The sequence below is a fragment of the Cryobacterium adonitolivorans genome (assembly GCF_004402695.1).
Lineage (GTDB): Bacteria > Actinomycetota > Actinomycetes > Actinomycetales > Microbacteriaceae > Cryobacterium > Cryobacterium adonitolivorans.
In genome coordinates this window covers 19,912-39,239 of sequence record NZ_SOFL01000034.1, presented here as the reverse complement: position 1 = coordinate 39,239, position 19,328 = coordinate 19,912, and the positions used below count along the sequence as shown (strand labels likewise).

The window sequence follows — 19,328 nt, the reverse complement described above, 5'->3', positions numbered from 1 at the left end:
ACACATATGTCTGTACTTATTACCTCTGTCGATGCACTGAACTTCGTCGCCGGAACCCTGCCGGTGCCGGGAAACGGCACGCCCCCCGGAGCCGAGAAGTTCCAGGAGGTCATGGGCTGGGTTAAGTGGATCGCCCTGGGCGTGGCCATCATCGGCGTCATGATCATCGGCGCAAAGCTCGCCATCGAAAGCCGCCGCGGTGAGGGTGGAGCGGCCCTCGGATCGCTCGGAACGGCAATGGCCGGTGTGATCGTCATCTCTGCCGCCGCCTCACTGGTTGGCTTCTTCGTTAGCTGACACCGCCCAGCAGCACTCCACCAGCAGAAGTAATAAGAGGGGGGACTTATGTCCGACCAGTCAGAACAGCAGAACCCATTTCGTAGCCGACGATTTGTCCTTTCTATGGTGGTCGTCGCCATCATCGCGCTCCTGGCGGTGATCGTTCTCGTCAGCAACCTCATCGGAGGTCAGGACGAGACGGCACCGACAGCCTCCCCCCTCCCGTCGACGACGGCAGTTCCCGTGGACGGCGACCCAAGCGCGTGCGGGTTGGAGGGGTTTGAAGCCGCCGCGTCGCTTAGCGACGCACCCGATAGCACGTGGGCCCTTGTCGGAACGGTCGCGGCCCCCACAGACCCGGAAGGTTCCGGTCCGGGCGTCACCGACTCTTCTGGCTTCCGAAGCTGCTACGCACACACTGCAGAGGGTGCGCTCTTCGCCGCTGCTAACTTCGTTGCCCTCGGAACCGATGCCACAATGTACGACAAGATGAGCGCGCTCGTGGCTCCTGGTCCGGGCCGTGACGCACTGACGTCGATGGCTGAGGGCGCTGATAGCGGTGCGTCCAGCTATCGCGCTCAGATCGCCGGATTCGCTATTAACGCCTTCGACGAGAAGGCCGCAACCGTTGACCTGGCACTGAACTACAACGATGGCCAAATGGTGAGCCTGCCACTCAAACTCGTGTGGTCAGAGGGGGACTGGAAGATCGTTGTAGCCGATGACGGCAGCATGCCTATTGCTCCCGCCGCCCTTGAAGGACTTGGCGGCTACACGCCTTGGTCGGGCGCGTAAAAAATGTGCAATCCGTTTGACCCTGTTTGCAACACCGGGGAGGCCGTCGGAGGTGCCATCGCCGATTTTGCCAACGACCAGCTGCAGGGCCTTGTTGACAGCATCGTCGAAACCGTGGGTACCGCCGTGCAGGCGATGGCCACGGTTTGGGTGTTGATTCCCACTCCAAACCTGACGCAGAGCGCGGAGGAGGTGACAACGGTCGGAAATTCGGCCTCAGGCGCTACGGGTTCTGAGGGGTTTACGACCATCCTCGGCTACGTCGTGTGGATCTCCTTGGCGATCTGCATTATGTCCGTTCTCGCGGCAGGCGCAATGCTGGCGTTGAACCATCGTCGAGGTGAGGGCACCGCACACATGGGTCGACTTGGGACAGTTCTCGTCGGGGTCATGCTTATCTCAGCTGCCAGCGCCATTGTGGCCGGACTTATCCCTGCCATAGGTACGTCTGGCGGTAGCGGTCCGGTGGCTTATCTCCAAGACTCGCTCTGGTGGTACGTCGCTGGCTTCGCGGTTCTGTCTGTCATCGTCGCCGGTCTAAGAATGGCTTGGACTCAGCGCATGCAACCAGGAAAAGACCTCCTGCAGTCTCTGCTCACTCTCGTTGTCGTGTCGTCTGCGGGTCTGACGGCAGTCGGGCTTGCCGTCGCGGCGGCGGACGGATTCTCCTTCTGGATCCTCGACGGCGCCGCTGATGGGGACTTCAAGACGAACATAACGGCGACACTCGGCGTGGCCTCGTCGAGCGGCATCGGCCTGATCGCGATGCTAATTCTCGGCACCATAACCATTCTGATGAGCTACGTGCAGGTGTTTCTCATGGTCATCCGTGGCGGCATGCTCGTCATCCTCGCGGGAATCCTCCCGATTACTGCGGCCTTCACCAACACTGAAACCGGTCGGGCCTGGTTCAAGAAGTCCATTGGGTGGATCGTCGCTTTCATTCTCTACAAGCCGGCCGCTGCGATTGTTTATGCGGCCGCGTTCAAGCTCACGGGCAGCAACCTGTTCGTGGAAGACGGTTCGGGTTTGGTCAAAATGCTCACGGGCCTCGCGTTGATGGCGATGGCGCTTGTCGCTCTGCCGGCGCTGATGAAGTTCGTCGCTCCGATGGTTTCCCAAACCGGTGGTGGTGGCGGCGCTGCGATGGCGATGGCGGCAGCCGGAGGCGGTGCGATTGGCGAGGTCGCGTCGGGAGCCATGAAGAAGCTCAGCTCGAGCACCGGTTCCAGCGCAAGCGGCGGTGGCGGTGGCGGTGACGCTTCTGGTTCCAAAAAAACTGCGTCCCCTTCCCCTGCCCCATCTTCGACGGGTGGCGGCGGCGGTGCAACTGGTGGCGGCGCTGCGGCCGGTAAGGCTGCGTCCGCGGCAGGCGCAGGCGCAGGCGGCGGGGCCGCTGCAGGTGGCGGGGCCGCTGCGGCCGGCGGTGCGTTGGCTGCAGCCGGCCCGGTGGGGATCGGTTTGGCCGCTGCTCAGAAGGCCGGCGAGACAGGCAAGAAAGCTGCTGCGGCAGCCAAGAGTGCGACTGAGGATGCCGCCGGTGGCGGCCCAACGGGGAACTAGGGGATCACATTGTCTAACTCGACTATTCGCACGTACGGTAACTGGCGACAGCCAACGTCACCGGGCCTACTCGGCCTCGGCTCGATCAGCACGGGAGTGCTGCTCCTGGGACTCATCGCCACGATTATGACCGTGATGGCGTCGACCCTGACGAACGCGATCGGCGTTTTTCTCGTCATGGTCGCCGCACTGTCCACGGTGGCAGTCAAGGACAAGCACGGCCAGAGCGTGATTGTCCGGGCCACCAACCGCTTCAACTTCATGCGCGCCCGAAACTCGGGAGCCAACGTGTACCGTTCTGGCCCGCTGGGGCGCACGAAATGGGGAACGAACCAGCTCCCCGGACTTGCGGCCCAATCGCGGTTGAGCGAGCACCTGGACTCCTACCAGCGTCCCTTTGCACTTCTGTCCGTTCCGTCGTCGGGCGACTTCACGGTGATCATCGGGACGGAGCCTGACGGCGCCGCGCTGGTCGACCAGGAACAGGTCGACGGCTGGGTGGCCGACTGGGGTCACTGGCTTGCCAACCTCGGGGATGAGGCTGGCATCGTCGCTGCTGCGGTGACAATTGAGACAGCTCCCGACACCGGCACGCGGCTGCGAGGCGAGGTCACCACCAACATCGACCCGGAAGCACCCGCGTACGCCCGGGCGATGCTCAACGAGGTTGTGGCCACGTATCCCTCCGGCTCAGCGTCCGTTCGGGCGTATGTGTCGGTGACGTTTAGTGCCGCCGCTCGTGCGAACGGTCGACGTCGTGACGCCGATGAGATGGCGCGCGAGCTTGCCGCCCGCCTGCCCGGGCTCACACAAGGGCTCTCAGCCACCGGCGCCGGTGCAGCTCGCCCTCTCTCGGCGCAGGAACTCTGCGAGGTCATCCGAATTGCGTACGACCCCGAAGTGGCCACACTGATCGACGACGCACACGCGGCCGGCGAAAGTACCGGTCTGCGTTGGCCCGATGTTGGCCCGTCCGGTCACCAGTCCAACTGGGACTCCTACCAGCATGACAGTGCCGTGTCGGTGACTTGGCAGATGACGGAGGCTCCGCGCGGCATTGTGCAGGCCAACATCTTGACCAGGTTCCTCGCCCCTCACCGTGACATTGCCCGCAAGCGAGTCACCTGGCTCTACCGGCCCATCGATGCCGGCCGGGCCGCTGCGATCGTGCAGGCGGACGTGCGGGCGGCTAGCTTCAATGAGTCAGCCAACGATCGGCCCTCCGCCCGGGCAGTGATGGGAACACGCGCAGCCCTGGCGACCGCTGCGGAAGAGGCATCTGGCGCCGGGTTGGTCAACTTTGGCATGCTCGCCACGGCGACAGTGATGGACGTTGAGCGTCTCGCGGACGCCCGCGCTGCGATGGACAACATGTCGTCGACGGCGCGGCTCCGGTTGCGCGTCGTCACCGGCGGCCAGGATTCCGCGTTCGCGGCCGCATTGCCGCTGGGCTTGGTGCTGCCGAAGCACCTGAAACTGCCTGCCGAGCTGCGAGGGAACATCTAATGAGTTGGTTAAAAAAGCCCGCGTCGCCCCTCAGCGGAGCAGGCCGCGCGGCTGCAAAGGCCGCGGCGACCGCGGCTGCCAAGCCTGTGACGCGCCGCCCGCCCGCTCGCGGGTGGCCGGGACGCGGAGGCGGCGAAACGATGGTGATTTCTCCCGCCCCTGAGTGGCGCGGAACCACCGTTCAGGTCTGCGGCCTTTGGCCGTTCGGCGTTGGCACGGGTGCTCCGATGATCGGTGTGCCGCTCGGGCGGCACCTGATCAATCGCGGCACCGTCTGCTGTGATCCAATTTCCTGGTTCCAGCGCGCCAACCTGATTTCAAACCCTTCCGCGTTCGTGCTCGGCAAGCCTGGCCTAGGCAAGTCCACGCTGATCCGCCGGATGGCGACGGGGCTGGCCGGCTATGGCGTGCAGCCCCTCATTCTCGGGGATTTGAAGCCCGACTACGTGGATCTCGTCAAAGAGATGAAAGGGCAGGTCATTACCCTCGGCCGCGGCCGCGGGTATCTGAACATTCTGGATCCCGGCGAAGCCGGCGAGGCCGCGCAGCTGCTCCGCGATGCCGCCACCCGCGAACGCAAAGCGATCGAAGAAGAGGAAGCCGAGCTAGCCCAGCTCCGCGCTGTGGATGTACCCGACGACAAGAATGCGGCACAGGTCATTCGCGAGCGCTCCGCGCAGCTCGTCGGTTCGATGCCCATCCACGCCGAGAACATCACGCGCAATGAGCGCCTTGCGACACAGGTTCTGCAGGACGCCCACGGGCGTCGCCTCACGATGGTGTCCGCTCTGCTGACGATCATGCGCCGAGAGCCGCCGACTGACCGTGAAGAGACGATTATCGACGCGGCTCTCAAATACCTGGACGCCCATCACGACGGGATTCCGGTCCTCAGCGATCTTCTCGAACTGATCCGGAAGGCACCTGTTGAACTACGTTCCGTAGCCCTGGACCGTGGCGACATGGGCCGCTATCAGGAAATTACGGAGAACCTGGAAGCGTCCCTCATAGGCCTGGTCTCCGGCGGTCGCTTGGGCGAATTGTTCTCCCAGCAGACCACAGTCCGAATGAAACGTGACCGCCCCGTGGTCTATGACGTGTCGAGCATCGACGACTCCGAAATGGACCTGCAGGCCGCAGTGCTACTTGCGTGCTGGTCGGCGGGCTTCGGCACGGTCAACGTAGCGACGGCCCTGGCCGACGCCGAGCTAGAACCGCGCCGACACTACTTCGTCATCCTCGACGAGCTGTGGCGGGCGCTGCGCGCCGGCCGTGGCATGGTCGACCGGGTGGACGCTCTGACGCGTCTGAACCGGGCGCGGGGCGTGGGCATGGCCATGATTTCCCACACCATGAGCGACCTCATGTCGCTCAGCAATGAAGAAGACCGGATGAAAGCCAAAGGCTTCGTCGAGAGGTCCGGCATGGTCATTTGCGGCGGCCTCCCGGCCTCCGAAATGCCGTTGCTCAACAGCGCGATCACCATGAGCGCGGCCGAGCAGAGCATGCTGCAGGGCTGGCAGGACCCGCCCGCGTGGGATCCGGTGAGCGGGAAGGAAGCCGACCCGCCCGGGCGCGGCAAGTTCCTGATTAAGGTCGGTGGCCGTCCCGGCATCCCTCTGAATGTGGAGCTGACGCAGGCAGAGCTACACTCCAACGACACCAACCAGCTGTGGCACGACGTGTCTCGGACAGGCGTTGTCGATCGCGAGGTGACGGTGTGAGCCAGGCCACGGATCGTCGCAAGCAGAACGCCGGAGGCAGCGACGGCGTGGTCATCTGGGTCTTCATCGGGATTGCCGTCGTGCTGATCGGCGGCATGTGGGGCGGGATGGTGCTCGGGTCGAAGATCGCCGGGGTGAACCCGGATCTTCCGAGCGATCCTTTCGAGATTGTCTTCGGCACGCTCAAAGGGACGTACGCGTGGCCCCTGTCCGCGACATGGATTGTTGCCGGCGCAGGTGTGATCGTGCTGGCCCTGGTGATCGGCTTCACCATCCTGATCAACGGAGGTCGCTCCAAGCGCAGCCGAGTCGACAGTGCCGCTCGCTACATGGGTCGAGGAAAAGACCTGGCGGCGCTCACAACGAAGGGGGCACGCGCCACGGCGCAGCGGCTCGGGGTGACGGACTGGTTGGGTGTTCCTATCGGAGTTACTGTGGCTGGGCGTCAGTGGCTCTATGGCTCGCCTGAGGACATGCACGTAGATATCTGGGGGCCTCGTACGGGTAAGTCCACCAGTCGAGCGATCCCGGCGATCCTGAGCGCACCTGGTGCGGTCCTCACTACGTCGAACAAGCGCGACGTCCTCGACGCGACTCGTGATGTGCGATCGGCCAATGGATCGAAGGTGTGGGCATTCGATCCGCAAGGCATTGCCCGGGAAGAGCCCCGTTGGTGGTGGAACCCACTCTCGTATGTGACCGACGATGTGCGTGCCGCGAAGATGGCCGCACATTTTTCGTCGTCAACGATGAGCGGCGGCGGTAGCGAAAACTCGTCGTACTTCAACCGGGCCGGCGAGAACCTTCTCGCGGGTTTTCTCCTGGCTGCGGCCCTTGGCCAGAAGCCAATTACTCAGGTGTTCACCTGGACGACCAAGCCGGGCGACCAGGAACCGGTGCGGATCCTGGAAGACAACGGATATGACGGCATGGCCGACGCTGTTGCCGGCGAAGTGAACGGCGAGCCGAAACGACGCGACAGCGTGTACGGCACCGCCGCGCAAATGGTCGACTGCTTGAAGATCAGCGGCATTGCCCGCTGGGTGACGCCGCTCGGTGGCAATGCTCAGTCGGATCGGCGGCCGCAGTTCGACCCCGACGCGTTCGTGCGCAGCCAAGACACTCTCTACAGCCTCTCCAAGGAGGGCCAGGGCAGTGCCGGCCCGCTCGTGACAGCGTTGACCGCAATCACGGTTGAGGCCGCTGAGGAGCTGGCCACGACCCAGCCAGGCGGTCGCCTAGCTGTTCCGATGCTCGGTGTTCTCGATGAGGCCGCAAACGTCTGCCGCTGGCGCAACTTGCCGGACCTGTACTCGCACTACGGCTCACGCGGCATCGTACTCATGACGATCCTGCAGTCCTGGTCACAAGGCGTCGAAGTCTGGGGCCGCGAGGGAATGCGCAAGCTGTGGTCGGCTTCAAACATAAAGGTCTATGGCGGCGGTGTCGCTGAGACGGAATTCCTCGGTGAGCTGTCGCAGCTGATCGGTGATTTCACCTTGCGAACGTCGTCCGTGTCGATAGGCAAGGGGCAGCGCTCGACGTCGCTGGCCCAGCGCCGGGAGCACACCTTAGAGGTGTCCGAGCTCACGGCGATGCCCCGCGGCCGCGCCGTCGTTTTCGCGTCCGGTGCCCCGGCCACACTGGTGGCCACCGTGCCATGGATGGCAGGCAAGCAAGCCGAGGCTGTACGGGCCTCGATTGCCGCCCACGACCCAAGCAGCACGTCGTCTCTGACGGCCTACGAGGCGTTGAGAGAACCGTGGCCGGACGATAAGAAATATGGGTACCCCGGATGAGCGGCGGATACGAAGACCTGGACGATGACCTCGATGTTGTCCCCCACCAGCCGGCGGAAGAAACCCCGGCGCCCACCCTGGTCTTCGGGTCCGTCGACGAGTTCGTGCGCGAACAGCTGAGCCAGACCTACCGGCGGGTGGTGGGCCCGTCAAACCGTGCCTCAAGGCGCTGGGCAGCGGAATGGTGGAGGTCACCCGAAGCCATCGCCCGCCTCGAGGCGCTGTGGCGTTCTTGGGAACATTTGCGGCTCGACGGGGCCACCGGATCGAGCACCTGGTGGCGCGACCACCTGGACCACCACATGCCAATTCTGATGAGCGCTGACGGGCCCTTCGCAGACTCAGAAGATCAGAACAAACCGGGGGAGCCGTTGCCCTACGCGCCGCCGCCGGCTGGTATGTTCCCCGACGTACGAGTCTGAACAAAATACTCTTTGTGATCACGATCGAGATGCGTGGGCCATATCCAATGGTTCCGGCTACCACGCAAAGCTCTCGGCGACCGCCCAGACACCCGACGCGCTTTGAAAGTGTAGATAATGTATACTTTTCAAGTATGAGCGTGATTGTTGAGCCGATCCTGGAGAAACTGGCCTCGGGCCAGTGGGGCCTGTTCACGGCCGCGCAGGCGAGGGCTCGCGGAGTTAGTCGAGCCAATCTCTCGCATCGGGAGCGGGATGGACGTCTGGAGCGTCTCGCTCACGGCGTGTACCGGCTCGGCGGCGTTCCGGTGGCGCCGCTGGATGATCTCCATGCCGCCTGGATGTCGACTGTTCCGGAACTGCTGGCCTGGGAACGGCTCGAGAACCCGCGCGTTGTGATCGGCGGTGCGGCCGCCGCCGCGGTGCATGAGGCTGGCGATATCGAGCCAGCCCCGTATCGGATGATCACCAGCGAGCGTCGTCAGACCCAACGACCAGACATCGCATACTCACGTCGCCAACTGGAACCGCGAGACGTCGTCGTTATCGCGGGTCTTCCGGTGACGAGCATTGAGCGCACCGTCGCTGATCTTGTCGATGAGGTGGGGGATCTCTCCCTGGTTGGGGATGTTCTGGCCGACGCAACCCGAGGAGAGCGCGCCGTCGACCTGGATCACCTGAGTCTCCTCCTGGCGCCGTACGCGACAAAGTACGGGCATCCTCGACGGGACGGCACGGCGCTTCTCGAACAAATACGCCGGAGTGCCGGCATTGACGATGTCGCCGCAGCTCGTGCGCTCATTCAGCGCCCTGCTGTCGGTGCCGCCCTCGAGCAGGTCATCACGCGGGAAGTAGCGGAACAGCTCAGGGTCATCGCTGAGAGACTTCAATTCAAGCTACAGGGGAGCACTCAGTTCAGTGAACAGCTCGAACAGATGATCGCACCGATGATCCAAGCGCAGAGCCGCCTCGCTTCCGAAATCGCGGACGCCGTTCTGTCCCCATTTCTGGAACACCATCGCGAACAGATGGAGCAGATTTCCAGTGGTATCGCGGCCCAGATGTCTGGTATCAGAATGCCCAAAATCTCAGTTCCCGCCAGGACGTTCCGTGGGGCTGTGAACCCAACAGTCACGATACCCGCGGTGCCCACATCTGGCGTCAGCGCACCCAAGCGTCCGGGTGTTTCAGAGGCACACGCTGACGGGGCACCGTCCAGTGCAGAGGAACAGATCGATGGCAACTGACCCCTACCCAGACGGACGGGCGATGCTCGCCGCTCTCAAAGAGAAGGCACGCTCCGCGCACCACGCTGGACTGGGGACCTCGATCCAGAGCCTCCAGGATCTGGCCATCTTCGACCGCTTTCTCTGCCGCGTTTTCTCCGTGGACGATTGCCCGTTCGCACTGAAAGGCGGAACGAGCATGCTCGCGCGTCTGCCTGGAGCTCGGAGAACAACCGACGTCGACCTCGAAACAGCAGAGATGAGCATCGATGAGGCCATCGCCCAGCTCACGGCGTCCGCCAGTATTGATCTAGGCGATCATCTCGAGTTCCGATATCTTCATCACCGCGATACGGGCGGGCCCAACCAGCCGGGTCTGCAGGCTGCTGAGGTCACGTACAGCGTCACCATCCGAGGTGTAGGCACCCGGAACCCGATCAAGGTCGACCTGGCCATTCACAAGCGCACGCCGACAGCGCCGCTGGAGAAGATCGTCCCAGCGTTCCGGCTCGACCTGCCCCGCCTCGGTACCGTCTATGCCTATCAAGCGATCGCTGTTGAGGACCAGATCGCGGACAAGGCCTGCGCCACGATGTCGACCTATGGGGGCCTTCCCTCGACTCGATCGAAAGATCTCATCGACTTGGCCATCCTCGCCCTAACAGTGCGGATCGATGCCCGTCAACTCCGCAGCAGCGTCTTCACAGAATCGGCTCACTGGCATTTGCCCGCATTCATGACGCTCGCGGTGCCCCGATCGATGACTGACCCGTATCCCAACGGAGCAAAGAACGTGGCCGTCCTCAGCGATCTCCTCAACCCGGACGATGCAATTGAGCTGGTCAATAGGATGCTGCGTCCTGCTCTTAGTGGCGAGGTTGAAGAAGGGTGCTGGGATCCCACCCAACAGGAGTGGGTCGCCTGCACATAGCGACCGGGACCTGTCGTCTGGGATGGTGCCCAAACGTCCTCCTTTCGCGGAACTCGGAGACTCCTCGTTACGAGTCGTTCGACAGGCGAATATCTCTAGAATAGTTGACAGGCAAGAATTTATAGCCCAAACTTGGTCTCATGCTTGATGAACTCCTCTCCCAGCGAAGCGCTGAAGCTATCCTTGCACCTCACCTCGGAGCGCTTCGGAGCTTCTTGGAACAGGGCTGGGCCGACTGGCACGAGTCGGTGCTGGCCGCTCCGAAGCTGGCGACTTCACGCCCCACCACTCGGGCCAATGTGGTGTACGACCGGATCACCTTCCACGCCGAAGCGTACTTCGATGCGCAGGGCATTCCGGCCGTGCGGAAGGGTCAGATGCTGACCGTCTCGCTCGACGACGGGCGTCTGGTCCTCCGCTTCAAAAAGTTCCGCAACCGTAAGCTCGGTACCTCGGGCATCCCGACGCAACAGCGGCTTGAGTTCGAGATGCAGCAGGTTGTCCTGGACGGTACCGCTACGACGTATGCCGTCGCGGGATATCTGCCTGACGAGCTCGGCATCGGTCTCGACGTCCTGGCCATCGCCTGCACCTACGACGGGCGCGTCATTTGGCAGATCGACCTCAACGAAGAGGGCACAGCCTCCGTCGTACCTGTTCGCGTCGATGCGCCACAGGGTCCGCCCGTCCGCAGCACGCGGCCCGCCGCGCGCGAGGAATCCGAAGGATAGAACCATGAATCCGCAGATGCTGACTCTTCTGCGCGAATCACGGGGATACAGCGGCGCTCAGCTCGCGAAGCTGGCCGGCATCCCGCAGCCAACGCTCTCCAAGATGGAGAACGGTCTGGCTGTGATCGATGAGGCTCGGCTTCAACAGCTTGCTGATGCGCTCGAGTACCCCGTGGAAGCGTTCAACTGGACCGACCCGATTTACGGTTTCGGCTCCGCCGCCTTCTATCATCGGAAGCAGCAGGCACTTCCCCAGACAACCCTTCGGAAGATTCAAGCGCAGGTAAACCTGACTCGGATGCGTCTGGACAGGCTACTTCGATCGATTGAGATAGACACGCAGTACGTCGTCCCGTCGCTCGACGTGGAGGAGTACGGGACACCCGCCGAGGTTGCGCGTGCCGTGCGCGCACTTTGGCGAATGCCGATGGGGCCTATCCGTGACATGGCCGCCGCGCTGGAACTTGCGGGGATCATCATGGTTCGCAGCAACCTGGAATCGCCGAGGATCGCAGCGATCAGTCTCGACAATGTCGGCACCTACCCGGCGCTCATCATCCTGAACACTGGCTTGCCTGCTGACCGCGAACGATTCACGCTCGCGCATGAGCTCGGGCACCTCGTTATGCACTCCGTGTTGGTCACTACCGACGAAGCCGAGCGAGAGGCGGACGCCTTTGCAGCGGAGTTCCTGATGCCCGCCGCTGAGATTCGAACAGAGCTCAAAGGGATCACTCTTGCGCGTGCGGCTCAACTCAAGGTTGTCTGGCGAGTCGCGATCAGCGCGCTTGTCCGTCGCGCTCGTGACCTCGGAGTTATTGACGACACCCGATACAAGAGCCTGATGGTGTCTATGTCGCAAAAGGGCTGGAGGAAGTCAGAGCCTGTCGAAGTCGCGCATGACCACCCCACGGTCATGTCGTCCCTCATCAAAGTTCATCTCGCCGATCACGACTACACATTCGACGAACTTGCGCGGGTAGTAGCACTCAACCGAGATGAGTTCACCATGCGTTTCGACTTGGACGCACCACGCGGTGATGAGCCAAGAGGCTCCCACCTTCGAGCACTGAAATGAGGCAACGATGGCAATTCCGTTTGTGATTCCTTCGATGTCGTTCCGCAGCCGAACGGCAGCGAAGAACTACATCCGGGACAACATTCTGCGCGCGTACGAGTTGCGGACGCGCATTCCTGCGGGACCCCACGATCAACTCCTGCGCGAGGTACTGCGACTCCATTCGGACGCCGAAGAGAAGATCGGTCCCGGAACCGACTACTTCTACGTTCAAGAGACATGGCGACTCCCAGGCAGAGAAGCCGTTGGGCGGGACCAGCGCGCCATCATCGTGGTCCGATCCGATGCAACCGAGCGCGACTGGAGCTACTGGCATGTGATCGACCAGCCGGGGAAGCGGCCAACGTCAAGGGTGCTCTCGCCTTTGCGCTTGAGGACGGTCGGCTCGGGAGGCGGGACACTGACTTCGCTGCCGGAAAGCCGCCTGTGTACTGCGCCTTGACCGGTGAGCTAATTAAGCAGAAGCACCAGGCCGACACTCGACACCTCAGCCCGACATGGGGAGAGCTGACAGAGGACTTCGCCAACACTCACGGCGGCTGGAGCGCGATCGAGACTCACAGCGGCAACGGCTACATTTTTGTGGGTCGCGACGTCGAGGACGAAGCTTTACGAAACCAATGGCTTGACTACTACGATGCCACGGCCAACCCTGCATATGTAAAGAACGAGAGTCCTGAGCGCATCTGACACCAGGATGCGCTCCGCGCGCTACGAGTCGTCGTTGTCGAGCTCGCGGAGCCGTCGCATCAGCGGTGTTCCTTCGATGATGTCCGCATTGCTGCCCTGCTCGTTGCGCCGGATTATGCGATTCAGGTGGTCTGGCTGAATGTCTTCGACAGGGATGGCATCGCCAGCCCCGGTAACCCAAACCTCGTCTTGGCCCCACATCGTGCCCTCGCCGTAGCGCCACGCATTGGCGCGACGTCCATGCTCGGCTGGATCGACTGCCATCCGAAAGCTCCATTCGCACGAGAGCGCAAGCGCGCCGATTAATAGGCTAGCTCTTGGAGGGGCTGACGAGAATCGATCTCGCATCATCCGTCTGGCAGACAGAGGCTTGGGCGGCATCCATTCGAGACTCGCCGAAGCGACCGGGGCCCTCTCAGGATCGTCGGAATCGCGGTGCGCGGTGAATCTCGTAACTGCGTTGCACAATCTCCTAGTTGGCCATCCGCACTCACTTTTAGTTTTGAGGCGCCGACGGCGTTACAAGGAAGCCAGCACCATGCAGGCTCAAAAAGGTACAGCTTTCTCGTACATCAACTCCGCCCACTGCCAGACGCTCATTGCCCGATTTACGTCTGCGATATATCTCTGATATATCGCCGATAATATCGATTATGTCAACTAGCAGCCGACATCTTCGCATTGGGTGCGAATACGCCGGTTCGGGCGACCTCCCCCATGCGGCACGGTTCCGTGCGTCGGTACGGCGGCCTTGGAGTGCTCACGAATTGAGCTAGCGCGGCCCATTGAGCGGTCGCATATCAAGCACCGCTCGCCCATTGTCATGGTGAGGCACCACGAGAGTCGAGGTGGCCAGACGCTCGGGCGCCCGGCCACCCCCTTCCCTCAACGCATGACCATGAGTGCGGAGCGCAACCTGCTGATTAGTGCCGGTGAGCCGCTAGTCTCGGAGCCAGTTCGCGATCGTGGCAGCGACATAGTCGAGGTGTGATTCGAGCAGGAAGTGCCCGCCGTCGATGAGCTCGATGCGAGCGTCGGGGGCGTCGCGCTGGAAGGCGCGGGCTCCAGCGGCGTCGAATATCTCGTCGTTACGCCCCCAAATCGCCAGGACGGGCACCTGGGAGGTGCGAAGCCATTCATGCACAGCAGGGTATAGGCCCCTGTTGGTGGCGTAGTCGCGGAACAAGGTCAGCTGAATGTCGTCCTGTCCGGGTCGAGCGAGGAGTGCGAGGTCGTGCTCCCAGGCGTCGGGGTCGATAGTTGTCGGGTCCGGCACGCCGTGGGTGTACTGCCATTCGACCGCCGTCCGGTCGAGGGCGGGGCGGAGCGCCTTGCGTGTCTCGCTCGTCCGCTCGATGGCGTCGGCCCAGATGGCATCCCAGAAGCTGGGCACGAAGCCTTCCTCGTAGGCATTGCCGTTCTGCGAGATGACACCGGTGACGGCGGTGGGATCGGCGAGGGCCAGGCGCCAGCCTATGGGGGCTCCGTAGTCCTGGACGTAGATCGTGTACTGCTCGATCCCGACGGTCGCGAGGAACCGGCCCGTCACCTCCGCGAGGGCGGCGAAGGTGTACTCGAACTCGTCGACCGACGGGGCGGACGACCGTCCGAAGCCGATGTGGTCTGGCGCAATGACACGGTATCGTTCGGCCAGTGCCGGGATGAGGTGCCGGAACATGTGCGAGCTGGACGGGTACCCGTGCAGGAGAAGCAGAACCGGCGCGTCGACGGGTCCGGCCTCTCGGTAAAACACGTCAAGCCCGTCGACGGAGACGGTGTGGTGGTGGACGGCAACCATTGCTAACCCCTTAAGTGTGTATTACTGGTTAGTTCACGCTAGCATGGATCCGGAGCGCCAGGCGGTGCGGGAGAGCGAGGAATGGTGCATCGGGACGAGGAGCTGTTGCTGGCCGTGTTGAACAGCGCGCCGGTGAGTGCCGGGCGCTTGATCGACTGCCTCGACGGGACGTCAGGGCGAGAGCTTGCGCAGAGCTGGGGCGGAACGGGCACCGCGGACGAGTCGGCGCAGCTCCGCCGAGCTCGCGACGCGCTGCAGTCCGTCATCCGCGGAGCCGAGCCACCGGACATCGACGGGCTCACGGTCATCGACGGGCTCACGGTCATCGTCGACGACGCTGTGCGCACGCCGCGTGTAACCCGGGACGGCGTGGTCTGGGACCTTCAGGCTCCCGACGACGACCGCCTCGCGGTGGATGTCGTCCTGGCCTGGTCGAGTGTGGTTGCGGAGTTCCCCGGACGGCTCCGCGCGTGTGCGAACGACGAGTGCAATTTGTTCCTCGTCGATCACAGCCGTCCCGGCACCGCGAAATGGTGCTCAATGGCCACATGCGGCAACAGGATGAAGGCGCGCGCGCACGCAAGCCGGTCTAGCGGCTGACCATGACTACCTAATCAACAATCCGACTCCATATCCGATAAGCCCGTTGGTGATAGCTCAGCCACACATGTGATGGGGTCGGGGATCCAAACCACGAGCCCTGTTCCTCTCCGCTTTCGCCGCCCTCCACGACCCGCTCTCACGCGCCTACTACGACCCAAGATCGCCCAAAACAAACGCCACAACCAAGCCCTCATCGCCCTCGCCCGACGACGCTGCGACGTCCTCTACGCCATACTCCGCGACGGCACCCTCTACCAAACCGACTATCCACTCGCCGCTTGACAAAAACATCGGGCACCCCAATGGCGATTGCAGGAATACTCGGATCTGGATGTACGTATAACTCGCCCGGTCAAATGCCTGATCTACACCACGGTGAAGTGGCCCTCAACCGCAATACTTTTGGCGCTAAGGACCGCAAATAGTCGTGGTCAGGTCCCGCGCTCATGCCTTATTCTTTGCAGTTGGTCGCCGAATTGCCTGGAGCGCAAGGAGATAGTTGTCTCCAGCCTGGGCCAAGGTCTCAGAGTTCGAATCAGAGCTCATCCGCTCCCGAACGCGTGAGGGCATGGCGGTGGCCAGAGAAGAGGGCCGGCTGCGCGGGTGCGGCCCCAAGCTCTCCTCCGCTCAGGAAATCGCTTGGTCGAATTGCACGCCGCCGGCCGGCACTCGATCGCGCTCGACCATCACCCAACTGCCTTAGGTACGGCGGATGACTTCGCGGTCGACACATTGGCAGCTGTCGCGGTGATGCTCAGGGATTACATTCTCTGCCAGCTCACGCGGGTCGATGGTGCTCAGCGATGTGGCGGCAGTGCTACCGCGACTTACCTACGGATCTCTCAATACGCCGGGAGATGGCAACGAGCATCGCCCCGACGAATGCGAACGCCACCCCGGTGAGGGTCAGCGGCCCGACGAAAACGCTTCCTGAATTGGCCAGCTCGGCGACAGGGGTCACGTCGACCGGCGCCACGGGCGGATCCACTGCAGGCACAAAGACAGGGACAGGCGCGGGAACAGTGACAGGCGCGGGGTCGGGAGTAACCATCGGCACCGCGCTAAACACGAAGTTCTGCTCGACGACCGTTTCACCCGCCGAGGTAATCGTTGCGGCCAACGTCACCGCGGACGACTCTTCGTAGCCGGCAGGCACTGCCGCGGTGACCTCGTAGTCGCCGGCGGCCAGTTCGGCGAGGACGAACCTGCCGCCGGAGTCGGTGGTCAGCGTGACCGGACCGGTGGGCCCCGTCACCGTAACGTCAACGTTTTCAATCGGGTTCCCGTCCGTGTCAGCGATATTTCCTGAAATAGACCCCTCGCGTGCGAAGACAAAATCGACGTCAATAACGTCTGCCCTAGCAACCACGGCGCTCTGCGTCGTCGGGCCCAGTGGATAAGTTCCGTTTGCCGTCGTCGCCGTGACGTCATATGAGCCGGGTGCGAGTCCGGTAAAAATGTAGCTTCCATCGGCTGCGGTGATCGTGGTTTGCGACCCGCCGGGGCCGGATACCGTCACCGTCACACCGGCCGCGGGCTCGCCGCCGGTAGTGACGCTGCCCGAAAGAGACGGGAGAGCTATCAGAACGAAATCGAGCCCGGTGATGGGATCCTCCACACCTGCCGGCACGGTGAAGGCCGCGGGCCCGCTCTGCAGCACGAAACCATCGACCGGTGCCACAGTCACGGAATGATCGCCAACCGCCACGGTGTCGAAGATATACAACCCGGTCGAGTTGGTCACCGTGGTGCCGCCGCCGTCGAGTGTGACGGTGGCTCCGGGCACCGGGTTGCCGTCCGTATCTATCACTCGCCCGCTCACGGGCACGGGCATTGTGTCGCGCACCACGAAGTTGACGTCGACTGCATCCGTGACGGCCAGGTCGGCGGGCAAGCGGTTGGGGCCAACGACGATCTTATCCAGCGGACGCTGTACCTCGACGGCGTAGCCGTCTGCGGCGGTGAAGCCGGGAAACGAGTATGCGCCGGCCGCATCCGTCGTCGTAGTTCCCACGACGGCCCCGTTCGGATCGAAGAGATTGAGGTTCGTTCCGGCCACCGGTGAGCCACCCGGATCTGCAACAGTGCCCGAGATGTCACGCGCAATCGACGCGAACCAAGTCTGGTAGATCGGAAACCCCGATCGGGCAGTGTAAATCATGGTGAGGCTGGAGAGAGGCACATTCGGTTCGAACCAGGCCGCAGCGCCCGAGGTGTCGGATGCAGCGGCGTTGCCGGTGAGCGTCCTGATCGCGGGGTCCCATGCCGGGACGTCGAGCGGGTCACCGGTGCACGAGGGCTTGCCGGCCGTGCCGGAGGCACAGTAGTTGAAGCCCGAACGGAAGCCGAGCTGGGCTGCGGTGGCCGGGACGCCCTCGGCCGTCACCCCGTCCACTTGCACTCGATCAGCGTCGATATCGCCGAGCACAAAGGTCCAACCGGCATTCGGGGTCGGGCTAGCAAATGTGTAGGTCGTGACGGAGGGTGAGCTCGCCGAATCGGCGAAGGGCCGGAGATTGAGGTACGGCTGGTCGCGGCTCGAACCGTATTTCGCACCAACCGCTGTTCCCTCGGAGAGCCACGTGCTCGCGCCACTGATCACACCGACCTGGCCCGACCGGGACGTCGAGCGCACGGCTGCCGTCAGACCGGGCGCGGTGCCGAAGGTCATTGTCGTCGCGTAGTCGCGGCTCACACCGGTCAACGGCGCCCACTCACCCCACGCCGACGTCGTCGCGGCGGAGGCGGGAGAACCGACTCCCAACGCCGTTACCGCCACCAAGGCGAGCGAAATGGCAGCTATCGCAAATTTTCTTGTGGAACGAGCGCGCATAGTCGTCTCCGGACAATTCGATGTGGACGAGGCAACTTCTGGAGGGTTTGTACGACGATACCCGCGCCGAGCACAACGTGACGGATCACGCTCAAGTCGCGCGGCGCCCCATCAATGCCCCGTCAATGCGCCGAGTACGCGGGCACCTTCCGGGATCCTGTGCGCCCTGGCGGCGCCGCACAACTCTCGCACGCTGGACGTGTGGTTATGTCATGGAGCCGCCCGTGGACCGGGATCTATCCGGGCAGCGAGATATCCGTTCCTCGAGCTAGGCGCTCTGTCTGAGCCCGGCAAGCAAATGCCGACACCTTCGCTAAACGAACGCCGCCTCGCAGTCCAGGGCGTTTAACCTGTCGTAGTCGACGGCACTCCCCCTCGCTTGGACCGGTCCGGAGGTCCCGGGCGGCCTCATCGGACTCGACCTGGCCGATCTGTCCGAAGCAGACGCTTGGCGCAAGTTGCGAACGCTCGGGACGACGCAGACCGTCGAGACAACTGGGTCAAACTCCACGACGCAACAGGAATCCACCTCTAATCCGCCACAGATAGTTCGGTTGCCGTCGTGGCAGGGCTGTCGCCGTCGTTACAGATTCGTTATTTGCATTTTGACCCGTTCGAGGGAAGCAGTCCAGAATAGAGGCGAGCCTCACTACCCGAAACGAGACGGAAAGCTAGGCGCGAAGTGACCATCGAAAACCGGCAACAGATCAGGCAATCCAAGAGCTGGTACAACCCACAGGTGCATCAGGCGACCGGGGTGATCATCGCTCAAATCAACGCAAACCCTGACGAAGCGCTGCGACGCCTCGTGGGGCATGCGGAATCCACGGGGCTTTCAGTGGATGCCGTGGCCGCCGACGTTATCGCCCGCAAAATCACTTTCGCCTAACGTCCTCGGTTAGATCGGCGCGTAGCGGCTCCTCGTGGAATCTCTCAGTGTTCTTTGCCCGGGGGCGACACAGACCATGGCGGGCCAACACGGACCTACGACGGCTCAGGCAGAATCGATAGCCCATCCGCGGTGCTTGCGGATCTCAGCAAGACAGTGATCCACTCCGGATTGATCTGCGGCTTTTCGCTGCTGGAGAAGGCATAAACGAGAGAAACGCCGGGGTGCACCCAGATCACATTTCGGCCGCCACCGTTTCCCGCGCTCGCCTCGTCGCTCCAGAGGAAATGAAAGCTCTCCCTGTCGCTCAACTTGCTACTAATGACCGCTTGCAGGTGAGCGAGGGTTCGATCATCAAAAAGAATTGTCAGGGTCGAGTTGTAGATTATCCGTCCCATGTGAACGCCTCATCCATCCTGTAAATATGACCCGTGCCCCTCCACTCCACATCGAGTAAACCT

At 62.9% G+C, this 19,328-nt stretch carries 19 protein-coding genes and 2 pseudogenes; 17 read left to right on the top strand and 4 right to left on the bottom strand.

Annotation, left to right across the window (positions count from 1 at the left end):
* The first annotated feature begins 6 nt into the window (after positions 1–6).
* The 13 genes from E3O42_RS10295 to E3O42_RS10235 all read left to right on the top strand — a co-directional run bounded on the left by E3O42_RS10295 (position 7) and on the right by E3O42_RS10235 (position 12,744).
* Positions 7–297: a hypothetical protein gene (locus tag E3O42_RS10295; protein WP_134453859.1), complete on the top strand. Its 291-nt coding sequence runs from the start codon at positions 7–9 to the stop codon at positions 295–297.
* Between the two features lie 48 nt (positions 298–345).
* Complete coding sequence (locus E3O42_RS10290; protein WP_134453858.1) at positions 346–1,074, top strand: DUF8175 domain-containg protein; 729 nt, start codon at positions 346–348, stop codon at positions 1,072–1,074.
* Positions 1,075–1,077: 3 nt separating this feature from the next.
* Positions 1,078–2,637, top strand: a complete 1,560-nt coding sequence (locus E3O42_RS10285; protein ID WP_134453857.1) for a TrbL/VirB6 family protein — start codon at positions 1,078–1,080, stop codon at positions 2,635–2,637.
* Between the two features lie 9 nt (positions 2,638–2,646).
* Entirely contained in the window at positions 2,647–4,143 is a 1,497-nt protein-coding gene (locus tag E3O42_RS10280) for an SCO6880 family protein (RefSeq protein WP_174844253.1), read from the top strand.
* Positions 4,143–5,867 carry an ATP/GTP-binding protein gene (locus E3O42_RS18285; protein ID WP_198414111.1) on the top strand — a complete coding sequence of 575 codons (1,725 nt, stop codon included), beginning with the start codon at positions 4,143–4,145 and terminating at the stop codon, positions 5,865–5,867. Before E3O42_RS10280 ends, E3O42_RS18285 begins: the two co-directional genes overlap by 1 nt.
* A complete protein-coding gene (locus tag E3O42_RS10265; RefSeq protein WP_241984760.1) occupies positions 5,864–7,666 on the top strand; it encodes a type IV secretory system conjugative DNA transfer family protein in 1,803 nt (600 codons plus the stop codon). The genes E3O42_RS18285 and E3O42_RS10265 overlap by 4 nt, the downstream gene beginning before the upstream one ends.
* Positions 7,663–8,088, top strand: a complete 426-nt coding sequence (locus E3O42_RS10260; RefSeq protein WP_134453855.1) for a DUF4913 domain-containing protein — start codon at positions 7,663–7,665, stop codon at positions 8,086–8,088. Before E3O42_RS10265 ends, E3O42_RS10260 begins: the two co-directional genes overlap by 4 nt.
* Before the next feature lie 134 nt (positions 8,089–8,222).
* The gene (locus E3O42_RS10255) at positions 8,223–9,335 is read left to right on the top strand and encodes a type IV toxin-antitoxin system AbiEi family antitoxin domain-containing protein (RefSeq protein WP_166787958.1); all 1,113 of its coding nucleotides are present in this window, start codon (positions 8,223–8,225) and stop codon (positions 9,333–9,335) included.
* Positions 9,325–10,245 (top strand): nucleotidyl transferase AbiEii/AbiGii toxin family protein, encoded by a 921-nt coding sequence (locus E3O42_RS10250; protein ID WP_134453853.1) that lies wholly within the window; start codon positions 9,325–9,327, stop codon positions 10,243–10,245. The genes E3O42_RS10255 and E3O42_RS10250 overlap by 11 nt, the downstream gene beginning before the upstream one ends.
* 140 nt (positions 10,246–10,385) lie before the next feature.
* Complete coding sequence (locus tag E3O42_RS18005; protein ID WP_166787957.1) at positions 10,386–10,976, top strand: hypothetical protein; 591 nt, start codon at positions 10,386–10,388, stop codon at positions 10,974–10,976.
* Positions 10,977–10,980: 4 nt separating this feature from the next.
* Complete coding sequence (locus E3O42_RS10245; protein WP_166787956.1) at positions 10,981–12,054, top strand: XRE family transcriptional regulator; 1,074 nt, start codon at positions 10,981–10,983, stop codon at positions 12,052–12,054.
* A gap of 7 nt (positions 12,055–12,061) precedes the next feature.
* Entirely contained in the window at positions 12,062–12,496 is a 435-nt protein-coding gene (locus tag E3O42_RS10240; protein ID WP_134453851.1) for a DCL family protein, read from the top strand.
* Positions 12,493–12,744, top strand: coding sequence for a hypothetical protein (locus E3O42_RS10235; RefSeq protein ID WP_134453850.1), 252 nt, complete (start codon positions 12,493–12,495; stop codon positions 12,742–12,744). The genes E3O42_RS10240 and E3O42_RS10235 overlap by 4 nt, the downstream gene beginning before the upstream one ends.
* A gap of 21 nt (positions 12,745–12,765) precedes the next feature.
* On the opposite strand, the gene E3O42_RS10230 is transcribed toward E3O42_RS10235, so the two are convergent.
* Together E3O42_RS10230 and E3O42_RS10225 are read right to left on the bottom strand one after the other, a co-directional pair.
* Entirely contained in the window at positions 12,766–13,008 is a 243-nt protein-coding gene (locus E3O42_RS10230; RefSeq protein WP_134453849.1) for a hypothetical protein, read from the bottom strand.
* A gap of 676 nt (positions 13,009–13,684) precedes the next feature.
* Complete coding sequence (locus E3O42_RS10225; RefSeq protein ID WP_134453848.1) at positions 13,685–14,542, bottom strand: alpha/beta fold hydrolase; 858 nt, start codon at positions 14,540–14,542, stop codon at positions 13,685–13,687.
* Between the two features lie 81 nt (positions 14,543–14,623).
* Here E3O42_RS10225 and E3O42_RS10220 point away from each other — a divergent pair, with 81 nt between their 5' ends.
* The 3 genes and pseudogenes from E3O42_RS10220 to E3O42_RS18525 all read left to right on the top strand — a co-directional run.
* A complete protein-coding gene (locus E3O42_RS10220) occupies positions 14,624–15,142 on the top strand; it encodes a CGNR zinc finger domain-containing protein (protein WP_241984759.1) in 519 nt (172 codons plus the stop codon).
* A gap of 79 nt (positions 15,143–15,221) precedes the next feature.
* A pseudogene (locus E3O42_RS10215) lies at positions 15,222–15,427 on the top strand (IS110 family transposase); the annotation flags it as partial.
* A 232-nt stretch (positions 15,428–15,659) separates the two neighbouring features.
* Positions 15,660–15,817 (top strand): annotated as a pseudogene (locus tag E3O42_RS18525) (recombinase family protein); the annotation flags it as partial.
* Between the two features lie 145 nt (positions 15,818–15,962).
* On the opposite strand, the gene E3O42_RS10205 reads toward E3O42_RS18525, so the two are convergent.
* Positions 15,963–17,816, bottom strand: a complete 1,854-nt coding sequence (locus tag E3O42_RS10205) for an MSCRAMM family protein (RefSeq protein ID WP_241984758.1) — start codon at positions 17,814–17,816, stop codon at positions 15,963–15,965.
* Between the two features lie 844 nt (positions 17,817–18,660).
* On the opposite strand from E3O42_RS10205, the gene E3O42_RS10200 reads away from it, so the two are divergent.
* On the top strand, positions 18,661–18,867 hold the full coding sequence (locus tag E3O42_RS10200) for an ANTAR domain-containing protein (protein ID WP_134453845.1): 207 nt from the start codon (positions 18,661–18,663) through the stop codon (positions 18,865–18,867).
* 95 nt (positions 18,868–18,962) lie between these two features.
* On the opposite strand, the gene E3O42_RS10195 is transcribed toward E3O42_RS10200, so the two are convergent.
* Positions 18,963–19,265 carry a DUF7882 family protein gene (locus tag E3O42_RS10195; RefSeq protein ID WP_134453844.1) on the bottom strand — a complete coding sequence of 101 codons (303 nt, stop codon included), beginning with the start codon at positions 19,263–19,265 and terminating at the stop codon, positions 18,963–18,965.
* Positions 19,266–19,328 lie beyond the last annotated feature (63 nt).